Genomic DNA, 25,664 nt, shown 5'->3' on the forward strand with positions numbered 1-25,664 from the left:
TCTAAACTATGAGCGATTGGAAATTATCTTTACAATAATTAAAATTGTCATCTATAAAACACACTATTGAATTTTAGGAAAATACACATGAACCACAAAAATGATTTTAAAGCGTTTTCTATTAAAGATGGTGCTAATGTAGTGGATCAAAATTTATATGAAAATAGTCCAGAATTGCAGACTGGATTTCCACCAGACGGTTTTACCACCCATATATTAAATAAGGCATTACGTCAGTCATCAGCAATATCATCTGTTGTAGCTGATTTTATTGCGACAGGATCTGGCAGTGATGTTTTGGATGATGGTAATATAGCCAAACTCACTACACAATTAAATAAAGCGTTAGAAAAAAAAATCACAACACATACAACACAAATTCCCGATGCCTCATTAACACAGAAAGGTGTTGTTCAGCTTACAAATGTGGTTGGCAATAGTCATACACTGGCTGCAACACAGAAACTTGTCTCTGATATAAATAATAATGTGAATAATAGAATTAACCAGCTTCCAAATATGTCGTCTTTCACCGCAAACCTAACTCAGAATGGTTGGCAAAAGTTACCTTCAGGTCTAATTATAATGTGGGGAACAGCACTAGTTTCTTTCGGTGGAAGTGGAAAACCGAATAGCGGATATCTTAATAGCTTTCCAATTCCATTCCCAAATCAATGTCTTAGTGTCACTTTAACTCATAATGCTTGGGACCCCGGCTCAGCAGGAATATTTGGAGCAAAAATAGAAAATCAGAGTCAGTTTCGGTGTTATAGAAGTAATACTCCTTACCCTCCCGCAGTTGGAACATTTTTTATAGCAATAGGATATTAATTTAAAAAATCAAATTGACGATTATCTAATTAAATCTGGTAGGAAATTATGAACAATAAAAACTATGTATTCAGTGCATCAAATAAAGCATTTTATCCACTATCATTACAACAGGATTATATTGAAACCGGCTCATGGCCAAATGATCCTGTACCTGTAACTGATGACATATTCAATGAATTTTCGGGAATACCGCCGACAGGAAAAATACGCTCCTCTGGCGAAGATGGCCTGCCTTGTTGGGAAGATATTCCACCCCCAACACAAGAGGAATTGATATCTATTGCAGAAATCCAAAGAAAGCAATTTATATCTCTCGCAAATAAAGAAATAACGCCACTGGCTGATGCGGTAGAACTTGATATAGCAACAGATGAAGAAACGTTATCACTTAAAGAATGGAAAAAATACCGCGTGATGCTTAACCGGGTTGATACTTCGAAAGCACCGGACATTGACTGGCCAATTGCGCCATTATCGTAATTAATAAAAAGGCCGGGATTCAAGAAGAACCCGGTCTTTATCATTTTGTTATTGTATTATTGCCAGAACAACAGCAGTAAATATTCTGTTATCATCCGAACTATTCTCCATGCGATATTAGCGACCTTGTTCGTTATTGAAATTTACTTTCCAGTCTAAACCTTTCAATATGGAAATTATTTAATATACTCCAGAAAATAAACACTCATTATTTATATACACCTCCAATTAAGACATATTTAATTACTTATTACTAAAAACACACTAAAATAATTAACCTCATAAGTTATAAAGATATTTAATTATTATTTTTTGTCCCTAAAATATAAGAGACAGCAAATCACCCTTACAATAACTCAAAATATCACCTATAAAACACACTATTAAAAATCAGGAAAATATATATGAATACCAAAAATGATTTTAAAACGTTTTCTATTAAAGATGGTGCTAATGTGGTGGATCAAAATTCATATGAAAACAGTCCAGAATTGCAGACTGGATTTCCACCAGACGGTCTTACCACCCATATATTAAATAAGGCATTACGTCAGTCATCAACAATATCATCTGTTGTCGCTGATTTTATTGCAACAGAGTCTGACAGTGATGTTTTGGATGATGGTAATACAACCAAACTCACTGCACAATTAAATAAAGCATTAGAACAAAAAATCACAACAAAAATTCCTGATGCCTCATTAATACAAAAAGGTATTGTTCAACTCACAGATATTATTGGCAATAGTAATACACTCGCTGCAACTCAGAAACTTGTTTCCGATATAAATGATAATGCTAACGGCAGATTGGACAAAAACCAAAATGGTGCAGACATTCCCAATAAAAATGAGTTTGTGAAAAACCTCGGTTTATTTGAATTATTATTGTCAGGTACTCCTCTGTTTACACAAGGGAATAATTTCATGACTTTCAAAATTCCATTTTTCATCGGATCAGAGAGAAAATATCTCTTATTCCAATCTGTATATGCGCAGGCTCCAGATTTAGCTAACGAGGGGCAATTCACTATTACATACCCAATTGCATACTCTTATAAACCTCATGCTATACTTTCAAGTATGGCTGGACATGTCAATGGAGGTCAATATTCTGAAGGAGCTGAAATATTAAAAATCAATAAAGAAAACCTAGTAATAATATCACGTTGGTACTCTCGCAGTACAAATTTTCAGCCTGCACGCATATTTGTAGTAGGAGTATCAGATAACTAACTTTCAACGCTAATAGTTATTATCTATCTCAGATTTTAGAATTATCTCGATAAAGAATAGGAATTTTATTAGTTAATTCTACCATTATCGTCATTAACAAAAAGACCGGGATTAGAATAACATCCGGTCTTCATCATTTTATTTACTCTAATACTATAGGTTGTAAATATCCTGTTATACCTGTTATCTTTCAAGTTGCTTCTTTGTTGGCTGCGTTCACTTGCCGCCGCACTGCAACTTGAAATCTATTGGGTATAGAAAAAATTTCATATATTATGGTTTTTGTTGCCAGATTTTGTTTTTCAATGTAATTTATGCCGTATAAAAATACAATAAGTGTGTAATAGTAAGAAATTAAAATTGACGATAACACACTGGTATAAAATGCAAAACAAACTAAGTTATTAAAATGTCTTTACTAATTACTAAACGCTGTATCAATTGTGATATGTGTGAACCTGAATGTCCCAATCAAGCTATATCAATGGGAGATGCAATTTATGAAATCGATGCTGAGCGTTGTACCGAATGTGTCGGTCATTATGATTCCCCAACTTGCCAATCAGTCTGTCCGATAAATAATACTATTATTACCGATCCAGACCGACAAGAAACAGCAGAGCAACTGTGGGATAAATTTGTATTACTGCATCATGCAGATAAAATCTAAAATTAACTCTCTAAAATAACGGTCGCACAAGCATAACGGCGCTCATCGGCCAATGTCACATGCAAAGATATTGCTCCCAGTTTCTGAGCCAATTCTGCTGCTGCACCATAGAGCCGCAAAGTCGGTTTTCCCAGAGCATCATTAACCACTTCAAACTGGTTAAATGCCAGACCATTACGGATACCCGTTCCCAGCGCTTTTGCCGCCGCTTCTTTTACCGCAAAGCGCTTAGCCAGAAAACGAACCGGTTTTTTATGTTGCTGATATTGTTTCCATTCTGATTCACTGAGAATACGTTTTGCCAAGCGCTCACCTGAGCGCTCAACAACCCCCTCAATACGGGCAATTTCAACAATATCTGTGCCCAAGCCGATAATAGCCATTAACCGCGCGCTTTCCGCATCTGAGTTTTCATATCTGCTACAGCCGCAGTCAAACCACTAAATACCGCCCGTCCAATAATGGCATGACCAATATTCAATTCATAAATTTCCGGCAGAGCCGCAATACGTTGTACATTATGATACGTCAATCCATGACCCGCATTAACGGTAAGACCTATATTCGCCGCATAGGTCACGGCCTTTTTAATCCGCTGAAACTCTTTTTCTTGTTTAATTTCATTTGCTGCCTCAGCATAAGCACCGGTGTGAATCTCAATAAAAGGTGCACCAACTTCTCTGGCTGCATCTATTTGCTGGTGATCTGCATCAATAAACAGAGATACAAGAATACCCGCATCAGATAAACGTTTAACCGCTGCCATAACCTTATCTTTCTGACCGACAACATCTAAACCACCTTCTGTTGTCACTTCCTGCCGTTTTTCAGGCACCAAACAACAAAATTCAGGTTTGATGCGACAGGCAATATCCACCATTTCATCTGTCACAGCCATTTCAAGATTCATCCGGGTTTGGATAGTTTGACTAAGTAGTTCAACATCCCGATCTGTAATATGACGGCGATCTTCACGCAAATGAATGGTAATCCCATCTGCACCAGCCTGTTCTGCAACAAAAGCGGCCTGAACTGGATCAGGATAATTTGTGCCACGGGCATTACGCACTGTCGCAATATGATCGATATTAACGCCTAATAATATTTCAGCCATATTTATCTCCTGTAGTCATATTGAATGTGACAAGTTGACTCTTGCCACCTTGAAGAGAAACAAATTCATTAGTTTTCTTTCTATTCCAGCTTTTTACGTACAAATTGCCGGAACAGTTCACGACTTTTTAAAGGCTTACCACCAAGGTAGGGTTTCAGTGCAATACGCGTGAAACGCTTCGCTGCTTTCAATGTTGCCAAATCAGGGAATTCACGGGTTGCCAATGATTTTAATTCACGCCCCGTAAAACTATAGTGATCAATGATCAGGCTAGCGATAAAGCCTTTTTCTTCTCTATAACGGTAAGTCATCGTATCGGTCACAGATTCACCACTGCCCGCACAATGAAGATAATCAACGCCATAACCAAGATTTGCCAATAACGCCAGCTCAAACCGGCGTAATGCCTGCTCTGGTGTGTATTCACTGGCAGCAAGAACTTGTAAACATTGGAGGTAATCAAAGAATAGAGCCGGATAAGCCGTTCCTTGTTCAAGCACTCTCGACAGCAATTCATTAACATATAAACCGCTGTACAACACGCTGCCAGTAAGAGGAAGAGTTAAAGAAATAGGATCGGCATCACGTAGCGTTTTAACTCCCCCTCGCCCACTCCAACGAATCAGCAACGGGGTAAATGGCTGCAAGCAGCCTTTCAAATTGGAACGACGGCTGCGCGCACCTTTAGCCAATACACTGACCCTCCCCTCATTTTCAGTAAAAAGATCCAGCAACAAACTGGTTTCACTGTAAGGGCGCCTATGAAGAATAAAAGCACGCTGCCAACCGTCCACAGGCAACGCCTTATTTCAAATCATCGACGTAACCCAGGCTCCGCAGCGCCCGCTCGTCATCAGCCCAACCCGCTTTAACTTTAACCCACAGCTCCAAATGAACCTTAGCATCAAACAGTCTTTCCATATCCTGACGGGCTTCAATACCAATAGTTTTGATTTTACTACCTTTATTACCAATAACCATTTTCTTCTGGCCGTCACGTTCAACCAGAATCAAACCGTGAATATTGTAACCGCCGCGCTCATTCGCTATGAACTGTTCAATTTCAACCGTAACAGAATATGGCAATTCATCACCGAGAAAACGCATAAGTTTTTCGCGGATAATCTCAGAAGCCATAAAACGCTGGGAACGGTCAGTAATATAATCTTCCGGGAAATGGTGAGTTGCTTTCGGCATATGTCCGCGCACAATCTTTGCAATTGTGTCTACGTTCATGCCTTTTTCAGCGCTCATCGGTACAACATCAAGAAAGTTCATCTGTTTACTGAGGAAACCAATATGTGGCAACAGGATAGCCTTATCAGTCAGGTTATCCACTTTATTGATAGCCAATAAAACCGGACAACGCAAGTTGCGCAGTTTATTCAGCACCATCTCGTCATCTGGCGTCCAATGAGTACCTTCAACAACAAAAATGACCAGCTCTACATCACCAATAGAACTGCTGGCTGCACGATTCATCAGACGGTTAATCGCCCGCTTTTCCTCAATATGCAACCCAGGAGTATCTACATAAATAGTCTGATAAGCCCCTTCAGTGTGAATACCCATAATACGGTGACGGGTAGTCTGTGGTTTACGGGAAGTGATAGACACTTTCTGACCCAAAAGCTGATTCAGCAATGTGGATTTCCCCACATTAGGCCGTCCGACTATTGCAACAAATCCGCAATAGGTTTCTTGTTCGCTCATTCAAGCTCCAGTTGTTTCAATGCTTGCTCCGCCGCTGCCTGCTCTGCTTTGCGGCGGCTGGAGCCTGTTCCTTTAACCGGCTGTTCGATACCACTCACCTGACAGTGAATAGTAAATTCCTGGTCGTGGGCTTCACCACGAACCATAACAACCAGATATGACGGCAGGGGTAAATGATGCCCTTGCAGATATTCTTGTAACCGGGTTTTCGGATCTTTCTGTTTGTCACCTGGGCTAATTTCATTCAAGCGAGTTTCGTACCAGCTCAGAATAATTTTCTCAACCGTTTGAATATCGCTATCGAGGAAAATACCACCTATCAGCGCTTCCACAGTATCAGCCAGAATAGATTCACGGCGGTAACCGCCGCTTTTCAGTTCTCCCGGCCCCAGGCGAAGACATTCACCTAATTCAAATTCCCTTGCCAATTCAGCCAAAGTATTACCACGAACTAATGTGGCACGCATCCGGCTCATATCCCCTTCATCTACGCGAGGAAAGCGATGATATAGGGCATTGGCAATAACAAAACTTAGAATTGAATCACCGAGAAATTCCAGCCGCTCATTATGTTTACTGCTGGCACTGCGATGAGTTAATGCCTGTATCAGCAGATCATGCTGATCAAAAGTGTACCCCAGCTTACGCTGCAATCTGTTAATTACGATGGGATTCATGTGCTACCAAATATAGGTCAGAATTCGTCAAATAAAAACGCACACGCAACAGACCTGTACAGGAAGCCCTGACAAAACTGTTGCGTTTGCACTGGCTCCTTATCAGGAGCCAGTCATTAAGTTTGAAAGGATATTCTACACTGTGAGTAAAATTAATGCTTCGCTAATATTAATTAATTCCACCAATACGGCTAAAGCGAACTCCGGTAGGCCATTCCCCTTCCTGTTTCTCAAAACTCATCCAGATTGCTGAAGCGCGACCAACCAGATTTTTCTCAGGAACAAAGCCCCACTCACGGCTATCAGCACTATTATCACGGTTATCACCCATCATGAAATAGTGACCTTCAGGCACAATCCACATTCCCTCAGGCAAACCAGGCTGACGGAAATTCGGCCTCGGCAGTACCCCCGGAATCTCCAAAATATGGTGTGTTGCCACACCCAGATTCTCAATCCGTTCACCCTGCCGCATGCTGTAAGGCGGTAAAGTTTCTTCAACAGGGATTTGGAAAACACCTATCTTTTTCAGGTTCTCACCATGGGAGTTGACACCATACTGTTTCATTGTCCACTCACTTGGGAATAATGAACCATAAGAAACCGGTAGCTCTTCCTTACAACTTTTTGTTTCACCGCAACCAGGAAAAACACGCAGTTCTTTCTTCAGTGGATCATAAATAATTTTATCACCCGGCAAGCCAATCACTCGTTTGATGTAATCAAAACTTGGGTCCAATGGATATTTGAATACGGCAATATCACCACGCTTTGGTTCACCAGTCTTAATCAATGTGGTTTGAGTGATGGGATCTTTCAATCCGTATGAGTATTTCTCCACCAGAATGAAATCACCAATCAATAAAGTTGGCATCATAGAACCCGATGGGATCTGAAATGGCTCATAAACAAAAGAGCGCAAGATCAGAACCACGGCCAGCACTGGGAAAATGGATGAACACGTATCTATCCATGTTGGTTTGTTAATAGTCTCAGCCAGATGCTCCTGATCCATTGTACCTTCAGTTAGCTCCTGCAATCTGGCAAGTTTTTTCTTGCGCGCTGGGGCCCATTTGAAACGATCAATACACCAAATAATGCCGGTGACTAACGTTGCTAGCGTTAGGATCAGGGCAAAAGTGTTAGCCATTTAGACTCCTTACAACCTTATTAATTGTCTTTACCAACATGAAGAATGGCTAAGAAAGCTTCCTGTGGTAACTCAACATTACCAACCTGCTTCATGCGTTTCTTACCTTCTTTCTGTTTCTGCAATAGCTTTTTCTTACGGCTAACGTCACCACCATAACACTTCGCCAAGACGTTTTTACGCAATTGCTTCACTGTTGAGCGAGCAATAATATGATTGCCAATCGCAGCCTGAATCGCGATATCAAACTGCTGACGAGGAATAAGCTCTTTCATCTTCTCGACTAATTCCCGCCCACGATACTGAGCATTGTCACGATGAGTAATCAACGCCAATGCATCAACTCGTTCACCGTTAATCAACACATCCACACGAACCATATCAGAAGCTTGGAAACGAGTGAAATTATAATCCAGTGAAGCATAACCGCGAGATGTGGATTTCAATCGGTCGAAGAAATCCAATACGACTTCAGCCATCGGTATTTCGTAAGTCAGTGCAACTTGTTTACCATGGTAAACCATGTTGGTCTGCACCCCACGTTTCTCAATACATAAGGTAATGACATTCCCCAAATATTCTTGAGGTAACAGCATATGACACTCAGCAATAGGTTCACGCAACTCTTCAATATTATTCAATGCCGGCAATTTAGAAGGGCTGTCCACATAGAGAATATCGTGGCTCGTCGTTTCCACTTCATAAACAACCGTTGGTGCAGTTGTAATGAGATCAAGATCGTATTCACGTTCTAGACGCTCCTGAATGATCTCCATATGTAACAAACCAAGGAAACCACAACGGAAACCAAAACCCAGTGCAGTAGAGCTTTCCGGTTCATAGAACAGAGAAGCATCATTCAGACTCAACTTACCCAATGCGTCACGGAATGCTTCATAGTCATCAGAACTGATAGGGAATAACCCCGCATAAACCTGTGGTTTTACTTTCTTAAAACCTGGCAATGGTTTTTCCGCAGGTTGACGGGCCAGCGTCAATGTATCGCCAACTGGCGCACCAAGAATGTCTTTAATTGCACAAACCAACCAACCTACTTCGCCGCAATCCAATATATCGCGGTCAACTCGCTTCGGTGTAAAAATTCCAAGACGATCAGCGTTATATACCTGACCGGTACTCATCACTTTGATTTTGTCACCCTTGCGTAAAGTACCATTTTTAATACGAACCAGCGAGACAACACCGAGATAGTTATCAAACCATGAGTCGATAATAAGTGCCTGTAACGGCACATTAGGATCGCCTTCCGGGGCCGGAATCTCTTTAACTAAACGCTCAATGACATCTTGTACGCCTACACCAGTTTTGGCTGAACAACGCACTGCATCAGTAGCATCAATCCCAACAATGTCCTCAATTTCTTCTGCTACGCGCTCAGGCTCCGCAGCGGGTAAATCGATTTTATTCAGAACAGGAACAACTTCAAGATTCATATCCAGAGCGGTATAACAGTTAGCCAATGTCTGCGCTTCCACACCCTGCCCAGCATCAACCACCAACAATGCCCCTTCACAAGCAGCCAACGAACGGGAGACCTCATATGAGAAGTCAACGTGCCCTGGCGTGTCGATAAAGTTTAATTGATAGAGCTGCCCATCATTGGCTTGGTAATCCAAAGTGACACTCTGTGCCTTGATGGTGATACCGCGCTCACGCTCAAGCTCCATGGAATCCAGCACTTGCTCTGCCATTTCACGATCTGTTAAGCCACCACAAATTTGAATAATACGGTCAGATAACGTCGACTTACCGTGGTCAATGTGAGCAATAATGGAGAAATTTCGTATTTGCTTCATTATAAATATTTTTCTGCCTTGGTATTTCTGAATCATTCGCCTAATGGACACACAGAGGGACATAAAGCGACGGTTTATAGGTCGGCCACTGGCCTGAAAGGCTGTATTCTACATGCCAAACCTGTGAAAACCTAGTCATGCCTGTGGCTTTAAGTATGATCAGTCAATTAAAAGTTCTGTATGATTAAAACAGATTTATTCCGGATGCTGAACACGAATTACATCAGGAGGCAAACCAATTTGTAAAACTGTCGGTTGGTATTCCTGCTGATTATCCCAATAAGTGGCAACTCTGCGGGCAAGGAAAAAACCTGCGATTCCTCCCAAAACGCCGCCACAAAACACCCATAATTGATTGGTCACCCATAATTGAAAAAGTGCACCACCAAGGAATAGTCCAATAAGTGGGGTTAGATAAACCAGCAACGCTGAACGCAATAAGCTTCCTTCAGGGATACCAATTTCCACTTTCTGCCCTGGTTGCAACGGCTGTAAAATCTCAAGTTCGAGTTGATGAATGTCATCAGGCCCTAATTTATTCAGTAAATAAGAGCCACACGCCGCACGAGCCTGACAACTACCACAACCAGAAGAGGAGCCATAACGTAATAATGCTCTACCCTGCTGCCAACGGATTACTGTTGCCCATTCTTTGACCATTAGTCAGTTCCCATAAATGCAACACCTGCGGCAATATACTTGGCAGTTGCCAGTGGCAATTCACCAATAATAGTAACCTCCTTTGCCCCACGTATTACGCTATAAATCGTTGGGTGCCCACGACGAAGAGGATATTCTAATTTACTGGTTTTGTCAGCGTTAGTCACATTCACTGAAAAACTAAATAAACCATCGCTGAACATAATAGACTCGAGCGAATCAGTATTTGATAGTTTACGCCGATTACGCGAAACCTCAGTGAAACCATCCGGCAATTTACCTAATTTCCAATTGAATACCACTTTCTCTGACGATGGAATGACCAGCATTGGTGGCATATTCAGGTGAGTAATAATACTCATTGCACCATAGACATCCCCACCTATTGTAGAAGAAACAACCCGAAATTGCTCAAGTGTTTCACTATCACGATCAAGTAAATCAATACGTAATGGTAAATGGTTTTCTTCATCGATAAGCAAAATGTAATTATAACGTACTTCATCTTTGGAAATGATGCGTACAACCCGGCAAGGTCTGTCACCGATATGAGTACGACCAACGTCGATAAAATTGTAGTATTTTTTCAACTGAGTGAAATCAGCAAAAACAACTGCCGGTAAATAATCAATAATATGATCGCCGCTAAGACTGAAAGCATCCAGTCCAGGTTCAAAATAGCTAATCTCATTACCACGCTGGACAATCTCCCTGCGGGAACCATCCATCTGCATAATTTGAGCAATGGGAATACCATTGATAATGGCATGGCGATAACGAGCTGAGACGATAGCCTGCTGGCTGAGATTAATAAAAGCAAGCTCATAAGTCAGGGACTGAGTGGCATTACCCATCTCCTGTAACAAAGCCTCAGCGCTACTGAGCTGTGCCGAGACTTGTAGAGGAGTAAACAGGCTGCCCACCAGTAAAGAGACGGAAAACCAGATATGTTTCATTACTACTGTTGTGTTCCTAAAGATTGCGTTCCGGGAACCGGAATGGCAGCCTGTGGTGGAATTTCCTGTCCGTCATTTTGTTCAAAATGCACACGGCGATCAAGTTCATATTGTTGCAACATGATGTTAATGCGTTTATTACGCTCTTGCACCTGAATGCGCTGATCATGACCAAACATATCATCACCAGAAGGCACGCCAAAACTCACTGGGGAAGCCGAACCCATCATCGGCAGTGTATTAAATACTGGTGTATCAGATTGATATTCAAAATTCACAGCATCATGGCTATTGTACTGCTGTACTCCTATCAGTACTGCCAACGAAACACAGGCTGCAACACCCACTTGAGTAATTTGACTTCCCCAAGGGCGAAGTTTCTGCCAAAACGCCATTTTCTGCCAAGTCTCTGGCCGAGGCTGAGATTCAGAAATCAACCCACGGTTAAAATGAACAGGCTCTTTTTCAAGTGCCTGTGCAACCCGGCTCGCAATATCGATATGTAATACTTCAGTCACATCACCGCGCAATGTGTCACGGATCAAGTGGTAATTTTCCCAGTGTTTCTGCATTGCAGAATCTTTAGATAAAATACTAACGACTTCACTATCAAGAGTTTCGCCATCCATCAGTGCGGAAAGTTTTTCTCTTTGCATGCCAAAGTACCCTTCAGTATTATCCCACTATTTTTAGTTTTAAATCAGTGGTTGAATTTTATCATCAATGGCTTCCCTCGCCCGGAAAATACGGGAACGAACCGTACCTACTGGGCAATCCATAACAACAGCTATCTCTTCATAGCTTAGCCCATCTAATTCCCTTAGAGTTATTGCCATTCGCAAATCTTCAGGAAGAGATTCAATGGTTCGGAAAACCACCTGCCTTAACTCTTCTGACAACATTAAATTCTCAGGGTTCGAAATTTCTTTTAGTGCATTTGAAACTTCATAATTTTCGGCGTCACTGACATCCAAATCACTGGATGGTGGACGTCGCCCTTGAGAAACCAAATAGTTTTTTGCCGTGTTTACTGCTATACGATACAACCAGGTATAAAAAGCACTATCGCCACGGAATGAAGCCAGTGCTCGATATGCCTTAATAAATGCCTCCTGCGCAACGTCAGGAACATCACCCTGCGGAATATAGCGAGATACAAGGCTCGCTACTTTATGCTGATATCTGATCACCAGTAAGTTAAACGCTTTTTGGTCACCTTTCTGTACTCGCTCGACCAGCATTTGATCCGTTAACTGCTCGCTCATCCGAGGTTAAATCTCCCGAAGCAAAGCTCCACATTTGTATTTATTGAACCAACCATAGATGTCCTATTTCTCCGAGCAAGCAGGGCTTTGAGTAATAAAATTCTGTGAAGTTCAATTTCTGTCATCATTTTGTTGCAATCATAGCCTTTATCCTATCTGATAGGCTAACATGATTTTTACTCATCTTCTCCACACATCATCAATTATGCAATCATTATTCTCGCAACATTACAGTGATGTACTTATTATCGGCAGTGGTGTGGCTGGTCTATCCTTAGCTTTACGACTGGCTTCGCAATATAAAGTCACTGTATTAAGTAAGAGTATTCTTAGCGAAAGTGCATCCTATTATGCGCAGGGTGGTATCGCCGCTGTATTTGATAAAACAGACAGTATCGCATCTCATGTTGAAGATACCTTGATCGCTGGGGCAGGGCTTTGCGACAAAAGCGCGGTTGAGTTTATTACCAGTAACGCCCGCCATTGTGTAAAATGGCTGATTGATCAGGGTGTTTCATTTGATACAGAAACCCGTGAAGATGGAAAAAAACAATATCATCTGACTCGAGAAGGTGGTCACAGCCATCGACGTATTCTGCATCATGCAGATGCAACGGGTAAAGAAGTAGAAACCACACTAGTTGAAAAAGCCAAGTCTCATCCGAACATTATTGTAAGAGAGCGCTGCAACGCAGTTGATTTAATTACCTCAAATAAAGCCCAACTCAATGGCGATAATCGAGTAATTGGCGCTTATATTTGGAACCGCCAGCAGGAACGAGTAGAAACTTATCGCGCTAAAGTCGTTGTCCTGGCAACCGGTGGCGCTGCTAAAGTTTATCAATACACCACAAATCCCGATATCTCATCCGGTGATGGCATTGCAATGGCATGGCGTGCTGGCTGCCGTATCGCCAATCTGGAATTTAATCAGTTTCACCCGACCTGTCTGTTTCATCTACAAACACGTAATTTTCTGCTAACTGAAGCTTTAAGAGGTGAAGGCGCTTATCTAAAACGACCAGATGGCAGTCGTTTTATGCCTGATTTTGATGAACGTGCTGAACTGGCCCCACGCGACATCGTAGCGCGGGCTATTGACCATGAAATGAAACGCCTTGGTGCTGATTGCATGTTTCTGGATATTAGCCATAAACCAACCGATTTCATTATCCAGCATTTTCCAATGATTTATGAAAAACTGCTGACATTGGGCTTTGATCTCACAAAAGAACCGATTCCAATCGTGCCTGCCGCGCATTACACCTGCGGCGGTATAGTCGTCGATCATCAGGGACGTACTGACCTAAACAATTTATATGCTATCGGTGAAGTCAGCTACACTGGCCTACATGGTGCAAACCGTATGGCATCCAATTCTCTGCTGGAATGTTTAGTTTACGGCTGGTCTGCTGCGGAAGATATCCAACAACAGATTGAAAAAATCGAAGAGATACCGGAACTCCCCTTTTGGGATGAGAGCCGTGTTGATAATTCAGATGAACAAGTCGTCATTCAGCACAATTGGCACGAATTACGCCTGTTTATGTGGGATTACGTTGGCATTGTGCGTACAACCAAACGCCTGGAACGAGCACTACGCCGCATTAATATGCTACAACAGGAGATTCACGCCTACTATTCCAATTTCAGAATCTCTAATAATCTGCTGGAATTACGAAATTTAGTGCAAGTCGCTGAATTAATTGTACGTTGTGCACTGGAAAGGAAAGAGAGCCGAGGTCTGCATTTCACGCTGGATTATCCCAATTTACTGCCAGAGTCAAAACCAACAATTCTGACACCCTGATCTCTGGCGGCAAAACCTACTCATAGCTACACCCAGCGTGATTATTTCAATAATAAAGATAGAAATCCGTCACCAGTTGCTGAAATTCCGGCGTATATACACCATCTGGCTGACGGATGGTCAATTCACCGATGAAACTCGTATTTTCTTTACGAGAAAGTGCCAACAACATCCGATGAAATGGTTTACCTTTTCTATCGCGAATATTAACCCGGTCATGAGAAAACCAGCCTTGCTGACACGCCATTGTTTCGAATAACTCACCAATAGCATATGGCAATACCACACAGAACAAGCCATCTGGCGAGACTAACTTTTCTGCGTATTGCAATAACCGCCGATGAGTCAGAGAGCCAGTATAACGAGCCTGCTCCCTTACCTCATTCCGGCAAGCAACAGCTGGCTCAAAATAAGGTGGATTACTAACAATCAGGTCATAACATTGTGAATATCGATCAGCAAAATCACTAATATCCTGATGATAAACATTTACTTTTCTCTGCCATGGAGACTGTTCCACATTCTCTCGTGCTTGAAATACAGCGTTTATATCCAGTTCCACCGCATCAATTTTTGCATTTTCATCGGTGCGTTGTGCCAACATCAGAGCAATCAACCCACTACCACAGCCAATATCCAAAATCGCTTTTTTGTCACTAACTGAAGCCCATGCACCCAATAGAACACCATCAGTCCCCACTTTCATCGCGCACCGATCATGGCCGACAAAAAATTGCTTAAAAGTAAATCCACCCCGACGCAGAGATCGTTTCTGTTTCAAATTAATAACCTACATCTGTCAGTACAAAAAAATTTGCTATTAGGATAAGGGGTATTATGTTCCGATAAAAGCTATCTGTTTCCCTAAAAGCTTTAAATAGATGAACAATACGCCCAACCTGTTTATAATCGGCGGCCCAAACAGAGGTATATGATGACTGCAACAAACTTTTCTGAACTCGATCTTGACGAACGCCTGCTTGATGCCTTAAATAGCAAAGGCTACTCCCGCCCGACGGCAATTCAGGCTGCTGCTATTCCGGCAGCAATGGATGGACGTGACGTTCTGGGTTCCGCGCCGACTGGTACAGGTAAAACTGCGGCTTATTTACTGCCAGTTCTGCAACATTTACTGGATTTTCCACGCAAAAAATCTGGTCCACCACGCGTTCTGATCCTAACACCAACCCGCGAACTAGCAATGCAGGTAGCAGACCAGGCAAAAGAACTTGCTACCCATACCCATCTGGACATTGCTACGATTACTGGTGGCGTGGCATATATGAACCATGCAGAAGTTTTCAGTGAAAATCAGGATATTGTCGTCGCTACTACAGGCCGTCTACTACAATATATCAAAGAAGAAAACTTTGATTGCCGGGCAATTGAAACACTGATCCTTGATGAAGCAGATCGTATGCTGGATATGGGTTTCGCCAACGATATTGAAACAATAGCCGGTGAAACCCGTTGGCGTAAACAGACGATGCTGTTTTCTGCCACTCTAGAAGGAGAAGCTATTCGTGATTTTGCTGAACGCTTACTGGAAGATCCGGTTGAAATTGATGCAGAATCATCCCGCCGTGAACGCAAAAAAATCCAACAATTCTACTATCGGGCAGATGATTTAACACACAAAACCGCCCTGCTCTGCCATTTACTGAAACAACCTGATGTCACTAAGTCCATCATTTTTGTTCGCAAGCGTGAACGTGTACATGAGCTCGTAGATGAGTTGCGTCGTGCCGGTATCAAAGCCTGGCTCCTTGAAGGGGAAATGGTACAGGCCAAAAGGACAGAAGCTGTTAAGCGTCTAAATGATGGCAGTGTCAATGTTTTGGTCGCCACTGATGTCGCTTCCCGTGGATTAGATATTGATGATATCAGTCATGTTTTCAATTTCGATTTACCGCGTACCGCTGATGTATACCTACACCGTATTGGCCGCACGGCTCGTGCAGGCCGCAAAGGTACCGCAATTACTTTAGTGGAAGCACATGATCACCTTTTATTAGGCAAAATCAGCCGCTATCTAAACGAACCCCTGAAGTCACGGATTGTTGATGAACTCCGCCCAACAACCAGAGCGCCAAATGAAAAAACCAGTAATAAGCCATCGAAAAAAGTACTGGCTAAGCGCAAACAAAACAAAGAAAAAAAGAAAGCCGAAGAGCTGAAGAAAAAAGTAAAAATACGCCATCGAGATAGCAAGAATATCGGCAAACGCCGTAAACCTGCTGGTAATCCAAAACCTGAAGCCCCAACCAGCAGCGATAGCGATAAGTAAATCTTTAAACGGGCCAATTGGCCCGTTGATTATAATATGCAGTTTCGCATAGTAAGATTATTCTGTGAGTAAATAAGCTCTCAGCAAACGCTTCTTTATTTCTATTAATAATTTATCAGGTATACCGCATGGCTGGGAGAACAGAGAGTATAAGAGCTTCATAAACACTATTTGTAGACGCTCTTGGTCCTGTTTCTGTACCAAGGAATAAAAAGATTTAGCGTTCCGCCCCAGAAAATACCGTCAAGCACACCATTACTAAAGCCAAAAAACAGATTAAAATGTAACGAATGCAACAACGCAGGGTGAATGCTTAACATGGCCGTAATAATAAACTTAACGATAAATGTGATAACAATCAGCGTCAGCGTTAACGAAATACCAGGACGGATGATTAAATCACTGCCTGCTTTTTCGCGTAACCTTGGTTGAGAACGCCACAAACCCCATCCCATTACAATCCCGACAAGTAAACCTGCTATCATCGCTATCAAGGCTAACTCTGAGAATGTGGTTTCATAAATGACGTTATATATTCCCCAGACCAGGAATACTATTGGTAGTAAGAAAAGACGATCAATTCGCATTTCACGATCATACAAGGCACTAATCCCGCACCTGATGAGAAAAGCAAAAAGAATCCAAACCCATATTGGGGTATCTTTAATAATGGTGGTCAGTGACATGTTATTTATATGAACGTCCCGCTTGCAAGGACCTCCATCGTTTTAACTCTGACAGATAGGTTGCAGCCTTAAATCCGGATTTTTTGCAACCTTTCAAAGCTGCTAACCCCTATGTAATCCGCTGACTCACGCCTTATTTCTCCGACAAGCTTTAAGCTCAGAATAACATTCAGGTTTGGTGAGTCCCGGTCTTACCTGTCGTTGTCATCACGCTTGCTGCCAAAGCAACCTTTCTGTATTCACCCTTTTGTTAAGAGTTAATGTTTGTCTGTATCAGTGATTAATATGGTCTGACACTGACGTAATCTTTAGAACCGGACGTACAGAACTACCGCATCCGGCTCCCAACAGATCCGTGTCCCCACACACATATTCAGCAAGAACTGAACATTACGATTGAGCCACCGGTAAAACATTCTCATACTTTGGTAGATAAACTGCCCAATTCGTCTCTAGTTATCAGATATGCCGTAATAATTTATCCAGCTTCTATCACTCTGATGACGATATTGAGGGCTTACCATTTGTCGGTGCTCAGGTTCTTCCAAAGGAAGTCCCTGAGTCCCTTCAATTTAGCGGCGAGACAGTCTTTTCGGCTGGTTAATTTCAGCCGCCAGTGTCCTTTCTACGATGGGACTTTTACCTACAAGATCAGTACAGCTTTGCCCAGCACACCATTCACTACATTTTTCCTTTGGCGAGAAAGATGTCTGCTATAGCAACTGACCATCAAGACGGTAGCTTATTAGTTAAATCCAAGATTTATTCATACTGACACTAAAACACCTGTAAAAATAATTTTTTCAACAATATCACATTAAGTAATAAAACCATTAAGCAACATATGGAAACACTATTTCATATATATATTCATACAGATTAACTTCATCCAAGATGATAAACGCCTTGATTGAATTACCAAACTCTAAATAAAAACCCCTTTTATCAACAATATTAATCACAATTTCAGCCGTACCGTTTTTTACGCCAAATATAGTCTCAACCTTCCCTTTTATTGCCCCATACTTGAGATAATCATAAGCATCCATTTTTAATTCTACGCTCTGTCCAATTTTAATCTTTCTAATATATTTTTCACTAACAACTCCTTTTGCTATAAAGTGATTACCATCAGGATATATAGTAAAAACCAACTCTCCTTTTTTTACCTGCTTAGGTCTGATGCCATTAATATTATTAAACTCAACCTTACCATCAGCTTTTGCAATTCCTTCTATTCTCAACTTACCATTCTTTATACTCTCTATCCGTGTGTTTTTTACATTCAATTCTGAGACAAGAACAGAGAGTTCACCTCTTAACTGGTTAAGCTCCATATCTAACTCTTTATATTTGGTTGCTCCAATTATGTATCTACTCTGCTCATCATCTAAACTGTATTTTCTTTTCTCCAAGTCTAATATATCAGATTCAAGATTAATCAAGCCACGACGTGATGAAAATAATTCCATTTTATATTTAATAATATCTTTCGTGGATAAATAATTATTATTATGCTTTAACAATTTATCTACGAAACTCATCTGCTCTCTGTAGCTTTGACTAAAAAAATCATAGTCATCTCTATGGTCCTTCAAAATAAAGTCTATATTTTTTAATTCACTTTCATTTTTATTAAACTTAAAATCTTCATAATTTTTTTCAATCTTCATCCGTTCATAGACATTATCTATATACTTTTCCATCGCATTAATTTTTGTATTATCTCGTTTTATATTTTGCAATAAAATAGATTCAGCCTCCTCTAAATCTGGATTAATCGCATTATAAATAGAATCTCCTTTTTTAACCACATCACCATCACGAACATTATAATTTTTAATGTCTATATCCTTTTCTGCATAAAATAATACAGGTTCTGGTGCGGTTTTAATAAAAGCATTTTCTAAAACAACTCGCCTCTTTATAGTCACAACAAAAGATAAAGCAAAACATATAATCAGCAAAAAAACTGTTATACTTATAATCAATTTATATTCTTTATGCAGTTCTGACTTAACTTCATTATTAGAGTTTAATTTATTCATTAAAAGCCTCTAGTTTGAAGAAATCATAGTCCTTTTCACTTTTCAACTCTAACACTTCATGATTTTCACAATCGATAGTAAAATCATGAGCGACATAGAATATAATACAACCTTCTTTTTCTGAAATTAATTTACTTACGACTTTAGCATTTTCATTATCAACTCCTCTAAATATTTCATCAAATATCAATACCGATTTATCTGACAGATAACCTCGTAAAAAGAGTAATACTTGTCTTTGTCCTTCAGAAAAAGGGTTAACCTTATCACTAATAACGGTATCTAGTTTTTCAGGCAGGCTATCTATTGTCTGCCATAAATTTAATTTTTTAAGCATACTCTCAACTTTATTCCTATCAACGTCTCTTCCTAATGTAATATTTTCAATAATACTTGTAGTAAAGAGTATATCTTGTGGGAAGTATGCAGCGCATTGATTTATATGAATTTCAGGCTTAATAGTTTTATCAGAAACATAAAAATTCACAGATCCATTTACAGGTGGAATCAAACCAATCAAAGTCTTACATAAAGTTGTCTTACCAATACCATTCTGTCCTATTATTTTATATATCTTATTACTTTGAAAGGTAAGATCCGGAATTTTACAGACGATATTTCCATTAGTACCAATATGAAGATTCCTTACTGTAATTTCGTCTACACTAACAATATTATCATCTAATTCAGTATTCAATAAACTCTCATCTACAACATTATTCCCCATAAATTCTTTATACCTTTCAAGAGTAATGCTTGATCTTTTCAACTCCATAAAAGAAACTAAAATCTGCATTGTATGTTTTAGAGACATTTCTGTAAAAGCAATTAACGTCAACATTATACCTAGTGAAAAACTACTATATCTAATAATGCTAATAACCATGACACATCTAATAACAGTACCAATGATTGTGTTAACTGTTAGAGTTTTACTTTTCACACCAGCAACAAGTAATGCAACATTTTTCTCCCTATTCAAAAAATCATTCATCCTGTCAACACATCTATTCAGAATCCTGTTTCGATAATTATTGCCTCGTATCGTTTCCCTTCCTCCAATAATATCATCCATAATTGAAAGAAAATTTGATTTTATTTTAAAACGCTGCTCTTCTAAAATAATCATTTTCTTGACAGACAAAAAATAAACAACCACCAGCATAATTATTCCTAAGATCAAAAAGCTGACAACTAGAGGACTAACATATAGCACTATGATTGATAATATTAAAATCGTAATAAGCTTAACAACAATATCTATTAGCAGAGTCAAATAATACTTTTTAATATTTTGAGCATCATAAATCCTTTGAATCAATCCACCTTTATTATAATCATTCAATATAGATAATCTTGTAGTAATCAAAGCAAGTAAATATTTATCTAAATAATAATAGTCCAAATATTTTTCCAGTGATGCTCTAAAGCGAGAAGTCAAATAAGTTAGTATCATATTGAATGATTCATATAATAGATAAGATATCATAAAGATAAATAAAAAACGCAAGTCACCTGATGGTATAACCGCGTCAATCAGATACTGCATAAAAAATGCAGAAAAAGAACTAATGACACTTAATAGTAAAGAGTATAGTAATAAAGATTTTATATAACCTGTCGCAAAGTTACCCTTCAATGCCACATCCATTTTCATGCTAAATTCCTGGATAATATTAATATAATTTACAACAATGAAATAACCGTGAATTCAGCAACAAGTTAGTTCATTACCCAATTAAAAAACCTAATTAAAATACATATAGCACTATTTTGGAACATTATTTAGTTATCAACCACATTCAGTATGTTCATAATGCCCTGACTCACAAATTTTTCATCAGAATTTGTTTCACCACCAAGAAGCATAATAACCTCTCTATAAAGAAAATCTATTTCCTTAACTCTTGTTTCTATATGATTAGGGCTCATTGCCAGTGAGAAATGCTCAGCAAAACTTTCATCAATATCTTTGAGCTGGCTAATCATTTTGCGAAAACCTTGCAGCCCCCAATGACGATGAAGTCTGATATAAGAATCTGCAATATTGAGCAAAAACTTAGAACATGCAAATTCGAAAAATCCAAGGTCATCTTTCACTTGATGTACCTTCCGGTATAGGCTTTCAATTAGCAATGCACTTTTCCTTCTATTTTCTATAGAAAATGTTTCTACAATAGGCGACTCGACTATAGAATAGGTTTTTAGTTTCAATTCTCTTACTATATTTTTATTATCAAAAATAATCTCTGAATCCAACATATGCTTTATTGTTGGTCCATGCTTATAAGATAAAAGTTTTACTAAAGATTTTTCTGCCATATACCTAAGTTCAAATTCTACTTCACGATAGACTATCTTCTTTCTAAATAAATCAATTTCACTTCCATGTATAATAAGCAAGTCAATATCACTGCTTCCATTTTTATATTTACCTGTAAAATATGATCCATATCCAAGAATAGCTAAGACTTTTTCTTCTCTCTTTATTTTTTCTACAATTTCTTTTAAGCATTCTTTAATGTCGTCCATACTACCTCGCTTAGAGTATCTATCACGAAAAATATAAAAATCATTCACTGGAAACTACAACATATTTCACATCAAAACATTTCAACTATTTTAACTCGATTTCATTCAGGTGAAATCGAACATCGTTGGGTTTGTTCATATACTCTGATAATGGTAAGTTACTCTTTATTGTATTTCGTAATTGATCTAGATTCTTAATATAATTTAATCTAGTTTCTGATTGGAATCCAGTAACAGACGATGTGGTAAGAGAGCTTTCTCTTTCTATCTTTACATAGAGGGGACGGTTAATATTCCTGACCTTTACACAATGAATAGCCCTAAGTAAAAAATCATCATCAGCAGCAATTCTAGTTGTACCATCAAAACCACCAAGGGTACGAAATATACTAAATCTAATTAACTGAGAAGGTTGAAAACTCAGATACTTCTTACCAAGTTGATGTGCAATATAAGGGATTCTATAAAATTTCTTAATGCGAAATGAGTTAACCGTATGGAAATTTTGGTAGAAATCTATATATGAAGAACCTAATATATCAATATGACTGTTTTTGTTCATCAGATTATACAGGCAATCTAATCTCATTGGTACAGAATAGTCATCTGCATCATGAAAGGTTATAAATTCAGTATCAATTCTATTTATGATATCATTTTTCAATCGATAATTCCCGACATTAACATCACTCCTAAACAACCTAATGTTTAAATTAGTTTTACTTGCTAAATATTCTAAAACATGTTGGAGCTGTATATAGTTGTCTTCTGATGAATGATCATCAGCAACTAAAATTTGCACATCACTCAAACAAGTTCTCATTATAGACTCAATAGCACTAATAATAAGTATAGGCTGATTATAATGGGGGATTAGTACAGAAACTCTACTCATGTGAGCTACTCATTTAAAATAATTATCAGTTATTCAAATTACAATGAACACCTTCAACTACAACTCCAAATTGGCGAAATATCTTTATTAAATAATGTATGTACAGGTTTGGATGCCAAAAGAAAAAACCAAGCCTCACAATAGTAAATGGGATAATGAGAGCAGTAATCCATACCTTACTCAGGTCATTATTATTAAATATCCTATAATTTGTTCTTCCTACTCTAAAACTTCTTTTTAATACCCAAAAAATATTTGCACGATTTTGGTCGTAGAATTCATAGGCCAGTGCATCACGGCAATAAAAACAGCTGATCCCAATTTGCTTTGCTCTATGGAAAAAATCCGTATCCTCTCCTCCTGTAACACCAAAATTCAAATCAAACAGCTTCTCTTTCATCGATTCATATACTCGGCGTACAATAAATACATTACAAGTGCTGACATTTATATCTTTAGGATCTGATGCTAATAAGTCTCGGTAATAAAATGAAACTTTTTCCATCCATTTTCTTTTTTTATCCAAAAAAATAGGATAAGTGTTACCTTGTATCACATCAGCATTTGTCTGTATCTGGCATTCAATAAGTGCATCTAACCACCGAGAACTAACAATCTCATCATCATCAATCATAGCAACTGCATCGCACTTATATGTTTCAAAGGCCAAAGTTAACAGTATATTTCTAACTAATGAGATATTTTTATCTTCAAAAAGAATGACATCAATATGGAAATTAAAATCATCTTTGATTTCATTGATCATGTTAAAAGACTCTTGCTGAGAAGAATCGTTATCTGCCACAATGACAGTATAGTTATTTAATTTCTCTAATTTTTCAATGGATTTCAATAAACGTAATAATGATGAACTACGTTTATAAGTAGGAATAAGAATTGCTATTTTCCGTAACATCCATTACCTCCTAATAAATTTAACTGTAATGAAGTCATTATACTCTATCTTTCTGAATGTATTTTAAATTAAACGTATCTCTTAACCATTTAAAATCATTAATGGTTGATAACAAGAATTCCATATTTTCAATGTTTTTCTCATAAAAATGAGCAGCATCATTAGCTCCTTTTAATATCCAATCACCAAATTCTATCCGAGTATCAATTAAACTCCATGCCGTTAATCTTTCTTTACGGATAATATCTTCTTTAGGATTTTTCCTTGGTATACTGAGTTTTATACATTCTCGAAAAGCAGCTCTCCAGGAATGGAAACTACTTGTGTTAATAACTGTATCTGAAGCAACAATATTGACTACGTGATAATCAGGACTAAGAGATATGGTCATATCTCCAGAAAAACTTTTAACCTCCTGAAACAACATTTTATTAAATAATTTCACACCTCCATTCCCATAGCATAAGCGATTCACTGAGTTAACACTTCTCCATACATAGGCCGCAGTTGAGCATAAAGATTCCACTGGTAACTCAAAATTAAACTCATCTCTAATTCTATTGTCTCCGTCTACAACAAAAAACCATTTAGCCATTACAGAATCAGCAGCAACTTTATGAGCTTTTAAGATACCATTGACACCATGAATTCTTTTTGCATCAGGAAATCTATTTTTCAAATGATTCCAATTAGATTCAGCACATGGTTCATCATAAGATATAAAAACAATGTCATATTTCATCTATATTCACCCCTCAGCAAATCCATCATTAAGTATTATGTTAGCTAAATATTTACTTTGAATATTAATATTGAAATCATTCATTATTTTTTGATGTGCATTCGTCCTTATAATATCTTTATCCTTTTTGCTCAACTCGTCTATATATGATATTTTTTCTGATAAATCTACAATATCTCCTTCATTGACAAGAAATCCATTGACATTATTTTCAATTAACTCAGTAATCCCACTATGGTAGGTAGACAAAACTATCTTTTTCATAGCCATTGCCTCCATTAATACCACCGGTATACCTTCCATGTCACCAGAGTTAGATGTTTTGGATGGAAGTATTAAAACATCTGCGTCTTTCATAAAATCTAAGACTATGTGATGGGGTTGAAAACCATGCATTTTTATATGTTCATTCAAATTAAGTTTTAATATTAATTCATAACAATATTCATCGAGTTCCCCATCGCCAACAATGTCTAAAGCAAATGACACTTTACTGCTTATTCGTGCTAGAGATAACAATAAATCAGGCAATCCTTTTTTTTCTGTCAAACGGCCGACAAAAATTATCTTCATTTTTTCTTTATTAGATTCATTTGGATATAAAAATGAAAGAGCATCAATATCAACCCCCAGATGTAGCACCTCAACATTGGTAGGATGACATCCTAGATTAATAATTCTATTACGCATATGTTCACAAACTGAAAAAATTTTATTTGCTTGGTCAAATAAAGTTCCGTAATGACTTCCCAGATCACTAAGACTCTTTTCTTTAGTAATTTCATATGCATGTAATACACTATATAGTGCATTCTTAATATATCCATATTTTTTCAATTGTGCCGCCATGATACTCGCCATACCAAAATGGCTTATAACGATATCATTAGGTTTTATTTGTGATGGATTGGATAGAAATTTAAATAACAAGCGTTTACGGTAACAATTTCGTTTAAACAAACTCATTCGAGAAAATAAATAACCAGAGATTATAGAAAAATAAATGAATTTAAATATTTCATATATAGGATGAACGTTTTTTATATCTTCTAAATAAGGTTTCATAATAGTGCTACACCCATTCTTTGTCTTCCTGGTTTTTGCTGTGATGAAAACGATGCCAAAAAGGCATCAACATAATTAATCAACTGCCACATAAATTGACAGCTATGATTTC

General features: G+C 38.5%; 26 protein-coding genes and 2 pseudogenes. 6 read left to right on the top strand and 22 right to left on the bottom strand.

Annotated features, from left to right (window positions below; all coding sequences use genetic code 11):
* Nucleotides 1-87: 87 nt before the first annotated feature.
* From EAE89_RS16635 to EAE89_RS16650, 4 genes are all read left to right on the top strand, one after another.
* Nucleotides 88-831 (top strand): phage tail protein, encoded by a 744-nt coding sequence (locus EAE89_RS16635; RefSeq protein ID WP_214086260.1) that lies wholly within the window; start codon nucleotides 88-90, stop codon nucleotides 829-831.
* A gap of 48 nt (nucleotides 832-879) precedes the next feature.
* Nucleotides 880-1,314, top strand: a complete 435-nt coding sequence (locus EAE89_RS16640; protein ID WP_054479128.1) for a tail fiber assembly protein — start codon at nucleotides 880-882, stop codon at nucleotides 1,312-1,314.
* Between the two features lie 404 nt (nucleotides 1,315-1,718).
* Nucleotides 1,719-2,549: a phage tail protein gene (locus EAE89_RS23725; protein ID WP_244866531.1), complete on the top strand. Its 831-nt coding sequence runs from the start codon at nucleotides 1,719-1,721 to the stop codon at nucleotides 2,547-2,549.
* 409 nt (nucleotides 2,550-2,958) lie between these two features.
* Nucleotides 2,959-3,219, top strand: a complete 261-nt coding sequence (locus tag EAE89_RS16650) for a YfhL family 4Fe-4S dicluster ferredoxin (RefSeq protein ID WP_214086261.1) — start codon at nucleotides 2,959-2,961, stop codon at nucleotides 3,217-3,219.
* Nucleotides 3,220-3,221: 2 nt separating this feature from the next.
* On the opposite strand, the gene acpS is transcribed toward EAE89_RS16650, so the two are convergent.
* The 11 genes from acpS to rpoE form a co-directional block, all read right to left on the bottom strand.
* A complete protein-coding gene (gene acpS, locus EAE89_RS16655; protein ID WP_054479133.1) occupies nucleotides 3,222-3,602 on the bottom strand; it encodes a holo-ACP synthase in 381 nt (126 codons plus the stop codon).
* Nucleotides 3,602-4,333, bottom strand: a complete 732-nt coding sequence (pdxJ, locus tag EAE89_RS16660) for a pyridoxine 5'-phosphate synthase (protein WP_054479135.1) — start codon at nucleotides 4,331-4,333, stop codon at nucleotides 3,602-3,604. Before pdxJ ends, acpS begins: the two co-directional genes overlap by 1 nt.
* 80 nt (nucleotides 4,334-4,413) lie before the next feature.
* The gene (gene recO, locus EAE89_RS16665) at nucleotides 4,414-5,127 is read right to left on the bottom strand and encodes a DNA repair protein RecO (protein ID WP_214086262.1); all 714 of its coding nucleotides are present in this window, start codon (nucleotides 5,125-5,127) and stop codon (nucleotides 4,414-4,416) included.
* 10 nt (nucleotides 5,128-5,137) lie between these two features.
* Nucleotides 5,138-6,046, bottom strand: coding sequence for a GTPase Era (era, locus tag EAE89_RS16670; RefSeq protein ID WP_054479139.1), 909 nt, complete (start codon nucleotides 6,044-6,046; stop codon nucleotides 5,138-5,140).
* The gene (gene rnc / locus EAE89_RS16675) at nucleotides 6,043-6,723 is read right to left on the bottom strand and encodes a ribonuclease III (protein ID WP_054479141.1); all 681 of its coding nucleotides are present in this window, start codon (nucleotides 6,721-6,723) and stop codon (nucleotides 6,043-6,045) included. The genes era and rnc overlap by 4 nt, the downstream gene beginning before the upstream one ends.
* 169 nt (nucleotides 6,724-6,892) lie before the next feature.
* Nucleotides 6,893-7,873, bottom strand: coding sequence for a signal peptidase I (gene lepB, locus EAE89_RS16680; RefSeq protein WP_054479143.1), 981 nt, complete (start codon nucleotides 7,871-7,873; stop codon nucleotides 6,893-6,895).
* Nucleotides 7,874-7,893: 20 nt separating this feature from the next.
* On the bottom strand, nucleotides 7,894-9,690 hold the full coding sequence (gene lepA, locus EAE89_RS16685; RefSeq protein ID WP_054479145.1) for a translation elongation factor 4: 1,797 nt from the start codon (nucleotides 9,688-9,690) through the stop codon (nucleotides 7,894-7,896).
* A gap of 195 nt (nucleotides 9,691-9,885) precedes the next feature.
* Nucleotides 9,886-10,350, bottom strand: coding sequence for a SoxR-reducing system protein RseC (rseC, locus tag EAE89_RS16690; RefSeq protein WP_054479147.1), 465 nt, complete (start codon nucleotides 10,348-10,350; stop codon nucleotides 9,886-9,888).
* Nucleotides 10,350-11,306, bottom strand: coding sequence for a sigma-E factor regulatory protein RseB (gene rseB / locus EAE89_RS16695; protein WP_214086263.1), 957 nt, complete (start codon nucleotides 11,304-11,306; stop codon nucleotides 10,350-10,352). The genes rseC and rseB overlap by 1 nt, the downstream gene beginning before the upstream one ends.
* A 2-nt stretch (nucleotides 11,307-11,308) precedes the next feature.
* Nucleotides 11,309-11,962: an anti-sigma-E factor RseA gene (gene rseA / locus EAE89_RS16700; protein WP_054479150.1), complete on the bottom strand. Its 654-nt coding sequence runs from the start codon at nucleotides 11,960-11,962 to the stop codon at nucleotides 11,309-11,311.
* Between the two features lie 39 nt (nucleotides 11,963-12,001).
* The gene (gene rpoE / locus EAE89_RS16705) at nucleotides 12,002-12,571 is read right to left on the bottom strand and encodes an RNA polymerase sigma factor RpoE (protein ID WP_054479153.1); all 570 of its coding nucleotides are present in this window, start codon (nucleotides 12,569-12,571) and stop codon (nucleotides 12,002-12,004) included.
* 169 nt (nucleotides 12,572-12,740) lie between these two features.
* Here rpoE and nadB point away from each other — a divergent pair, with 169 nt between their 5' ends.
* The gene (gene nadB / locus EAE89_RS16710) at nucleotides 12,741-14,381 is read left to right on the top strand and encodes an L-aspartate oxidase (RefSeq protein WP_149617396.1); all 1,641 of its coding nucleotides are present in this window, start codon (nucleotides 12,741-12,743) and stop codon (nucleotides 14,379-14,381) included.
* Nucleotides 14,382-14,427: 46 nt separating this feature from the next.
* Here the strand turns inward: nadB and trmN are convergent, their stop codons facing one another.
* Entirely contained in the window at nucleotides 14,428-15,162 is a 735-nt protein-coding gene (trmN, locus tag EAE89_RS16715) for a tRNA(1)(Val) (adenine(37)-N(6))-methyltransferase TrmN (protein WP_149617397.1), read from the bottom strand.
* 153 nt (nucleotides 15,163-15,315) lie between these two features.
* Here trmN and srmB point away from each other — a divergent pair, with 153 nt between their 5' ends.
* Nucleotides 15,316-16,668, top strand: coding sequence for an ATP-dependent RNA helicase SrmB (srmB, locus tag EAE89_RS16720; RefSeq protein WP_214086264.1), 1,353 nt, complete (start codon nucleotides 15,316-15,318; stop codon nucleotides 16,666-16,668).
* 167 nt (nucleotides 16,669-16,835) lie between these two features.
* Here srmB and EAE89_RS16725 read toward each other — a convergent pair whose 3' ends face one another.
* The 10 genes and pseudogenes from EAE89_RS16725 to EAE89_RS16765 all read right to left on the bottom strand — a co-directional run.
* Nucleotides 16,836-17,354 carry a DUF6622 family protein gene (locus EAE89_RS16725; protein WP_214086265.1) on the bottom strand — a complete coding sequence of 173 codons (519 nt, stop codon included), beginning with the start codon at nucleotides 17,352-17,354 and terminating at the stop codon, nucleotides 16,836-16,838.
* Between the two features lie 392 nt (nucleotides 17,355-17,746).
* Nucleotides 17,747-17,979 (bottom strand): annotated as a pseudogene (locus EAE89_RS23730) (group II intron reverse transcriptase/maturase); the annotation flags it as partial.
* Nucleotides 17,980-18,187: 208 nt separating this feature from the next.
* Nucleotides 18,188-19,402, bottom strand: a complete 1,215-nt coding sequence (locus tag EAE89_RS16730; RefSeq protein ID WP_214086266.1) for an HlyD family secretion protein — start codon at nucleotides 19,400-19,402, stop codon at nucleotides 18,188-18,190.
* Entirely contained in the window at nucleotides 19,395-21,059 is a 1,665-nt protein-coding gene (locus EAE89_RS16735; RefSeq protein WP_214086267.1) for an ATP-binding cassette domain-containing protein, read from the bottom strand. The genes EAE89_RS16730 and EAE89_RS16735 overlap by 8 nt, the downstream gene beginning before the upstream one ends.
* A gap of 128 nt (nucleotides 21,060-21,187) precedes the next feature.
* Nucleotides 21,188-21,934, bottom strand: coding sequence for a nucleotidyltransferase domain-containing protein (locus EAE89_RS16740; protein WP_054479160.1), 747 nt, complete (start codon nucleotides 21,932-21,934; stop codon nucleotides 21,188-21,190).
* A gap of 85 nt (nucleotides 21,935-22,019) precedes the next feature.
* Nucleotides 22,020-22,829 carry a glycosyltransferase family 2 protein gene (locus EAE89_RS16745; RefSeq protein WP_214086268.1) on the bottom strand — a complete coding sequence of 270 codons (810 nt, stop codon included), beginning with the start codon at nucleotides 22,827-22,829 and terminating at the stop codon, nucleotides 22,020-22,022.
* A gap of 25 nt (nucleotides 22,830-22,854) precedes the next feature.
* Nucleotides 22,855-23,745, bottom strand: coding sequence for a glycosyltransferase family 2 protein (locus EAE89_RS16750; RefSeq protein ID WP_214086269.1), 891 nt, complete (start codon nucleotides 23,743-23,745; stop codon nucleotides 22,855-22,857).
* Between the two features lie 37 nt (nucleotides 23,746-23,782).
* A complete protein-coding gene (locus EAE89_RS16755) occupies nucleotides 23,783-24,487 on the bottom strand; it encodes a hypothetical protein (RefSeq protein WP_214086270.1) in 705 nt (234 codons plus the stop codon).
* A 6-nt stretch (nucleotides 24,488-24,493) separates the two neighbouring features.
* Nucleotides 24,494-25,552 carry a glycosyltransferase gene (locus EAE89_RS16760; RefSeq protein ID WP_244866535.1) on the bottom strand — a complete coding sequence of 353 codons (1,059 nt, stop codon included), beginning with the start codon at nucleotides 25,550-25,552 and terminating at the stop codon, nucleotides 24,494-24,496.
* Nucleotides 25,549-25,664 (bottom strand): annotated as a pseudogene (locus EAE89_RS16765) (IS630 family transposase); the annotation flags it as partial. The gene EAE89_RS16760 and the pseudogene EAE89_RS16765, both read right to left, overlap by 4 nt.

The organism is Photorhabdus heterorhabditis (genome assembly GCF_018448905.1).
Taxonomy (GTDB): Bacteria; Pseudomonadota; Gammaproteobacteria; order Enterobacterales; family Enterobacteriaceae; genus Photorhabdus; species Photorhabdus heterorhabditis.

Bases quoted from the DNA above. Each gene is read 5' to 3' on its own strand.
- EAE89_RS16635 (WP_214086260.1), top strand. From the start codon at position 88: ATGAACCACAAAAATGATTTTAAAGCGTTTTCTATTAAAGATGGTGCT.
- EAE89_RS16640 (WP_054479128.1), top strand. From the start codon at position 880: ATGAACAATAAAAACTATGTATTCAGTGCATCAAATAAAGCATTTTAT.
- EAE89_RS23725 (WP_244866531.1), top strand. From the start codon at position 1,719: ATGAATACCAAAAATGATTTTAAAACGTTTTCTATTAAAGATGGTGCT.
- EAE89_RS16650 (WP_214086261.1), top strand. From the start codon at position 2,959: ATGTCTTTACTAATTACTAAACGCTGTATCAATTGTGATATGTGTGAA.
- acpS (WP_054479133.1), bottom strand. From the start codon at position 3,602: ATGGCTATTATCGGCTTGGGCACAGATATTGTTGAAATTGCCCGTATT.
- pdxJ (WP_054479135.1), bottom strand. From the start codon at position 4,333: ATGGCTGAAATATTATTAGGCGTTAATATCGATCATATTGCGACAGTG.
- era (WP_054479139.1), bottom strand. From the start codon at position 6,046: ATGAGCGAACAAGAAACCTATTGCGGATTTGTTGCAATAGTCGGACGG.
- rnc (WP_054479141.1), bottom strand. From the start codon at position 6,723: ATGAATCCCATCGTAATTAACAGATTGCAGCGTAAGCTGGGGTACACT.
- lepB (WP_054479143.1), bottom strand. From the start codon at position 7,873: ATGGCTAACACTTTTGCCCTGATCCTAACGCTAGCAACGTTAGTCACC.
- lepA (WP_054479145.1), bottom strand. From the start codon at position 9,690: ATGAAGCAAATACGAAATTTCTCCATTATTGCTCACATTGACCACGGT.
- rseC (WP_054479147.1), bottom strand. From the start codon at position 10,350: ATGGTCAAAGAATGGGCAACAGTAATCCGTTGGCAGCAGGGTAGAGCA.
- rseB (WP_214086263.1), bottom strand. From the start codon at position 11,306: ATGAAACATATCTGGTTTTCCGTCTCTTTACTGGTGGGCAGCCTGTTT.
- rseA (WP_054479150.1), bottom strand. From the start codon at position 11,962: ATGCAAAGAGAAAAACTTTCCGCACTGATGGATGGCGAAACTCTTGAT.
- rpoE (WP_054479153.1), bottom strand. From the start codon at position 12,571: ATGAGCGAGCAGTTAACGGATCAAATGCTGGTCGAGCGAGTACAGAAA.
- nadB (WP_149617396.1), top strand. From the start codon at position 12,741: ATGATTTTTACTCATCTTCTCCACACATCATCAATTATGCAATCATTA.
- srmB (WP_214086264.1), top strand. From the start codon at position 15,316: ATGACTGCAACAAACTTTTCTGAACTCGATCTTGACGAACGCCTGCTT.
- EAE89_RS16725 (WP_214086265.1), bottom strand. From the start codon at position 17,354: ATGTCACTGACCACCATTATTAAAGATACCCCAATATGGGTTTGGATT.
- EAE89_RS16730 (WP_214086266.1), bottom strand. From the start codon at position 19,402: ATGAATAAATTAAACTCTAATAATGAAGTTAAGTCAGAACTGCATAAA.
- EAE89_RS16735 (WP_214086267.1), bottom strand. From the start codon at position 21,059: ATGAAAATGGATGTGGCATTGAAGGGTAACTTTGCGACAGGTTATATA.
- EAE89_RS16740 (WP_054479160.1), bottom strand. From the start codon at position 21,934: ATGGACGACATTAAAGAATGCTTAAAAGAAATTGTAGAAAAAATAAAG.
- EAE89_RS16745 (WP_214086268.1), bottom strand. From the start codon at position 22,829: ATGAGTAGAGTTTCTGTACTAATCCCCCATTATAATCAGCCTATACTT.
- EAE89_RS16750 (WP_214086269.1), bottom strand. From the start codon at position 23,745: ATGTTACGGAAAATAGCAATTCTTATTCCTACTTATAAACGTAGTTCA.
- EAE89_RS16755 (WP_214086270.1), bottom strand. From the start codon at position 24,487: ATGAAATATGACATTGTTTTTATATCTTATGATGAACCATGTGCTGAA.
- EAE89_RS16760 (WP_244866535.1), bottom strand. From the start codon at position 25,552: ATGAAACCTTATTTAGAAGATATAAAAAACGTTCATCCTATATATGAA.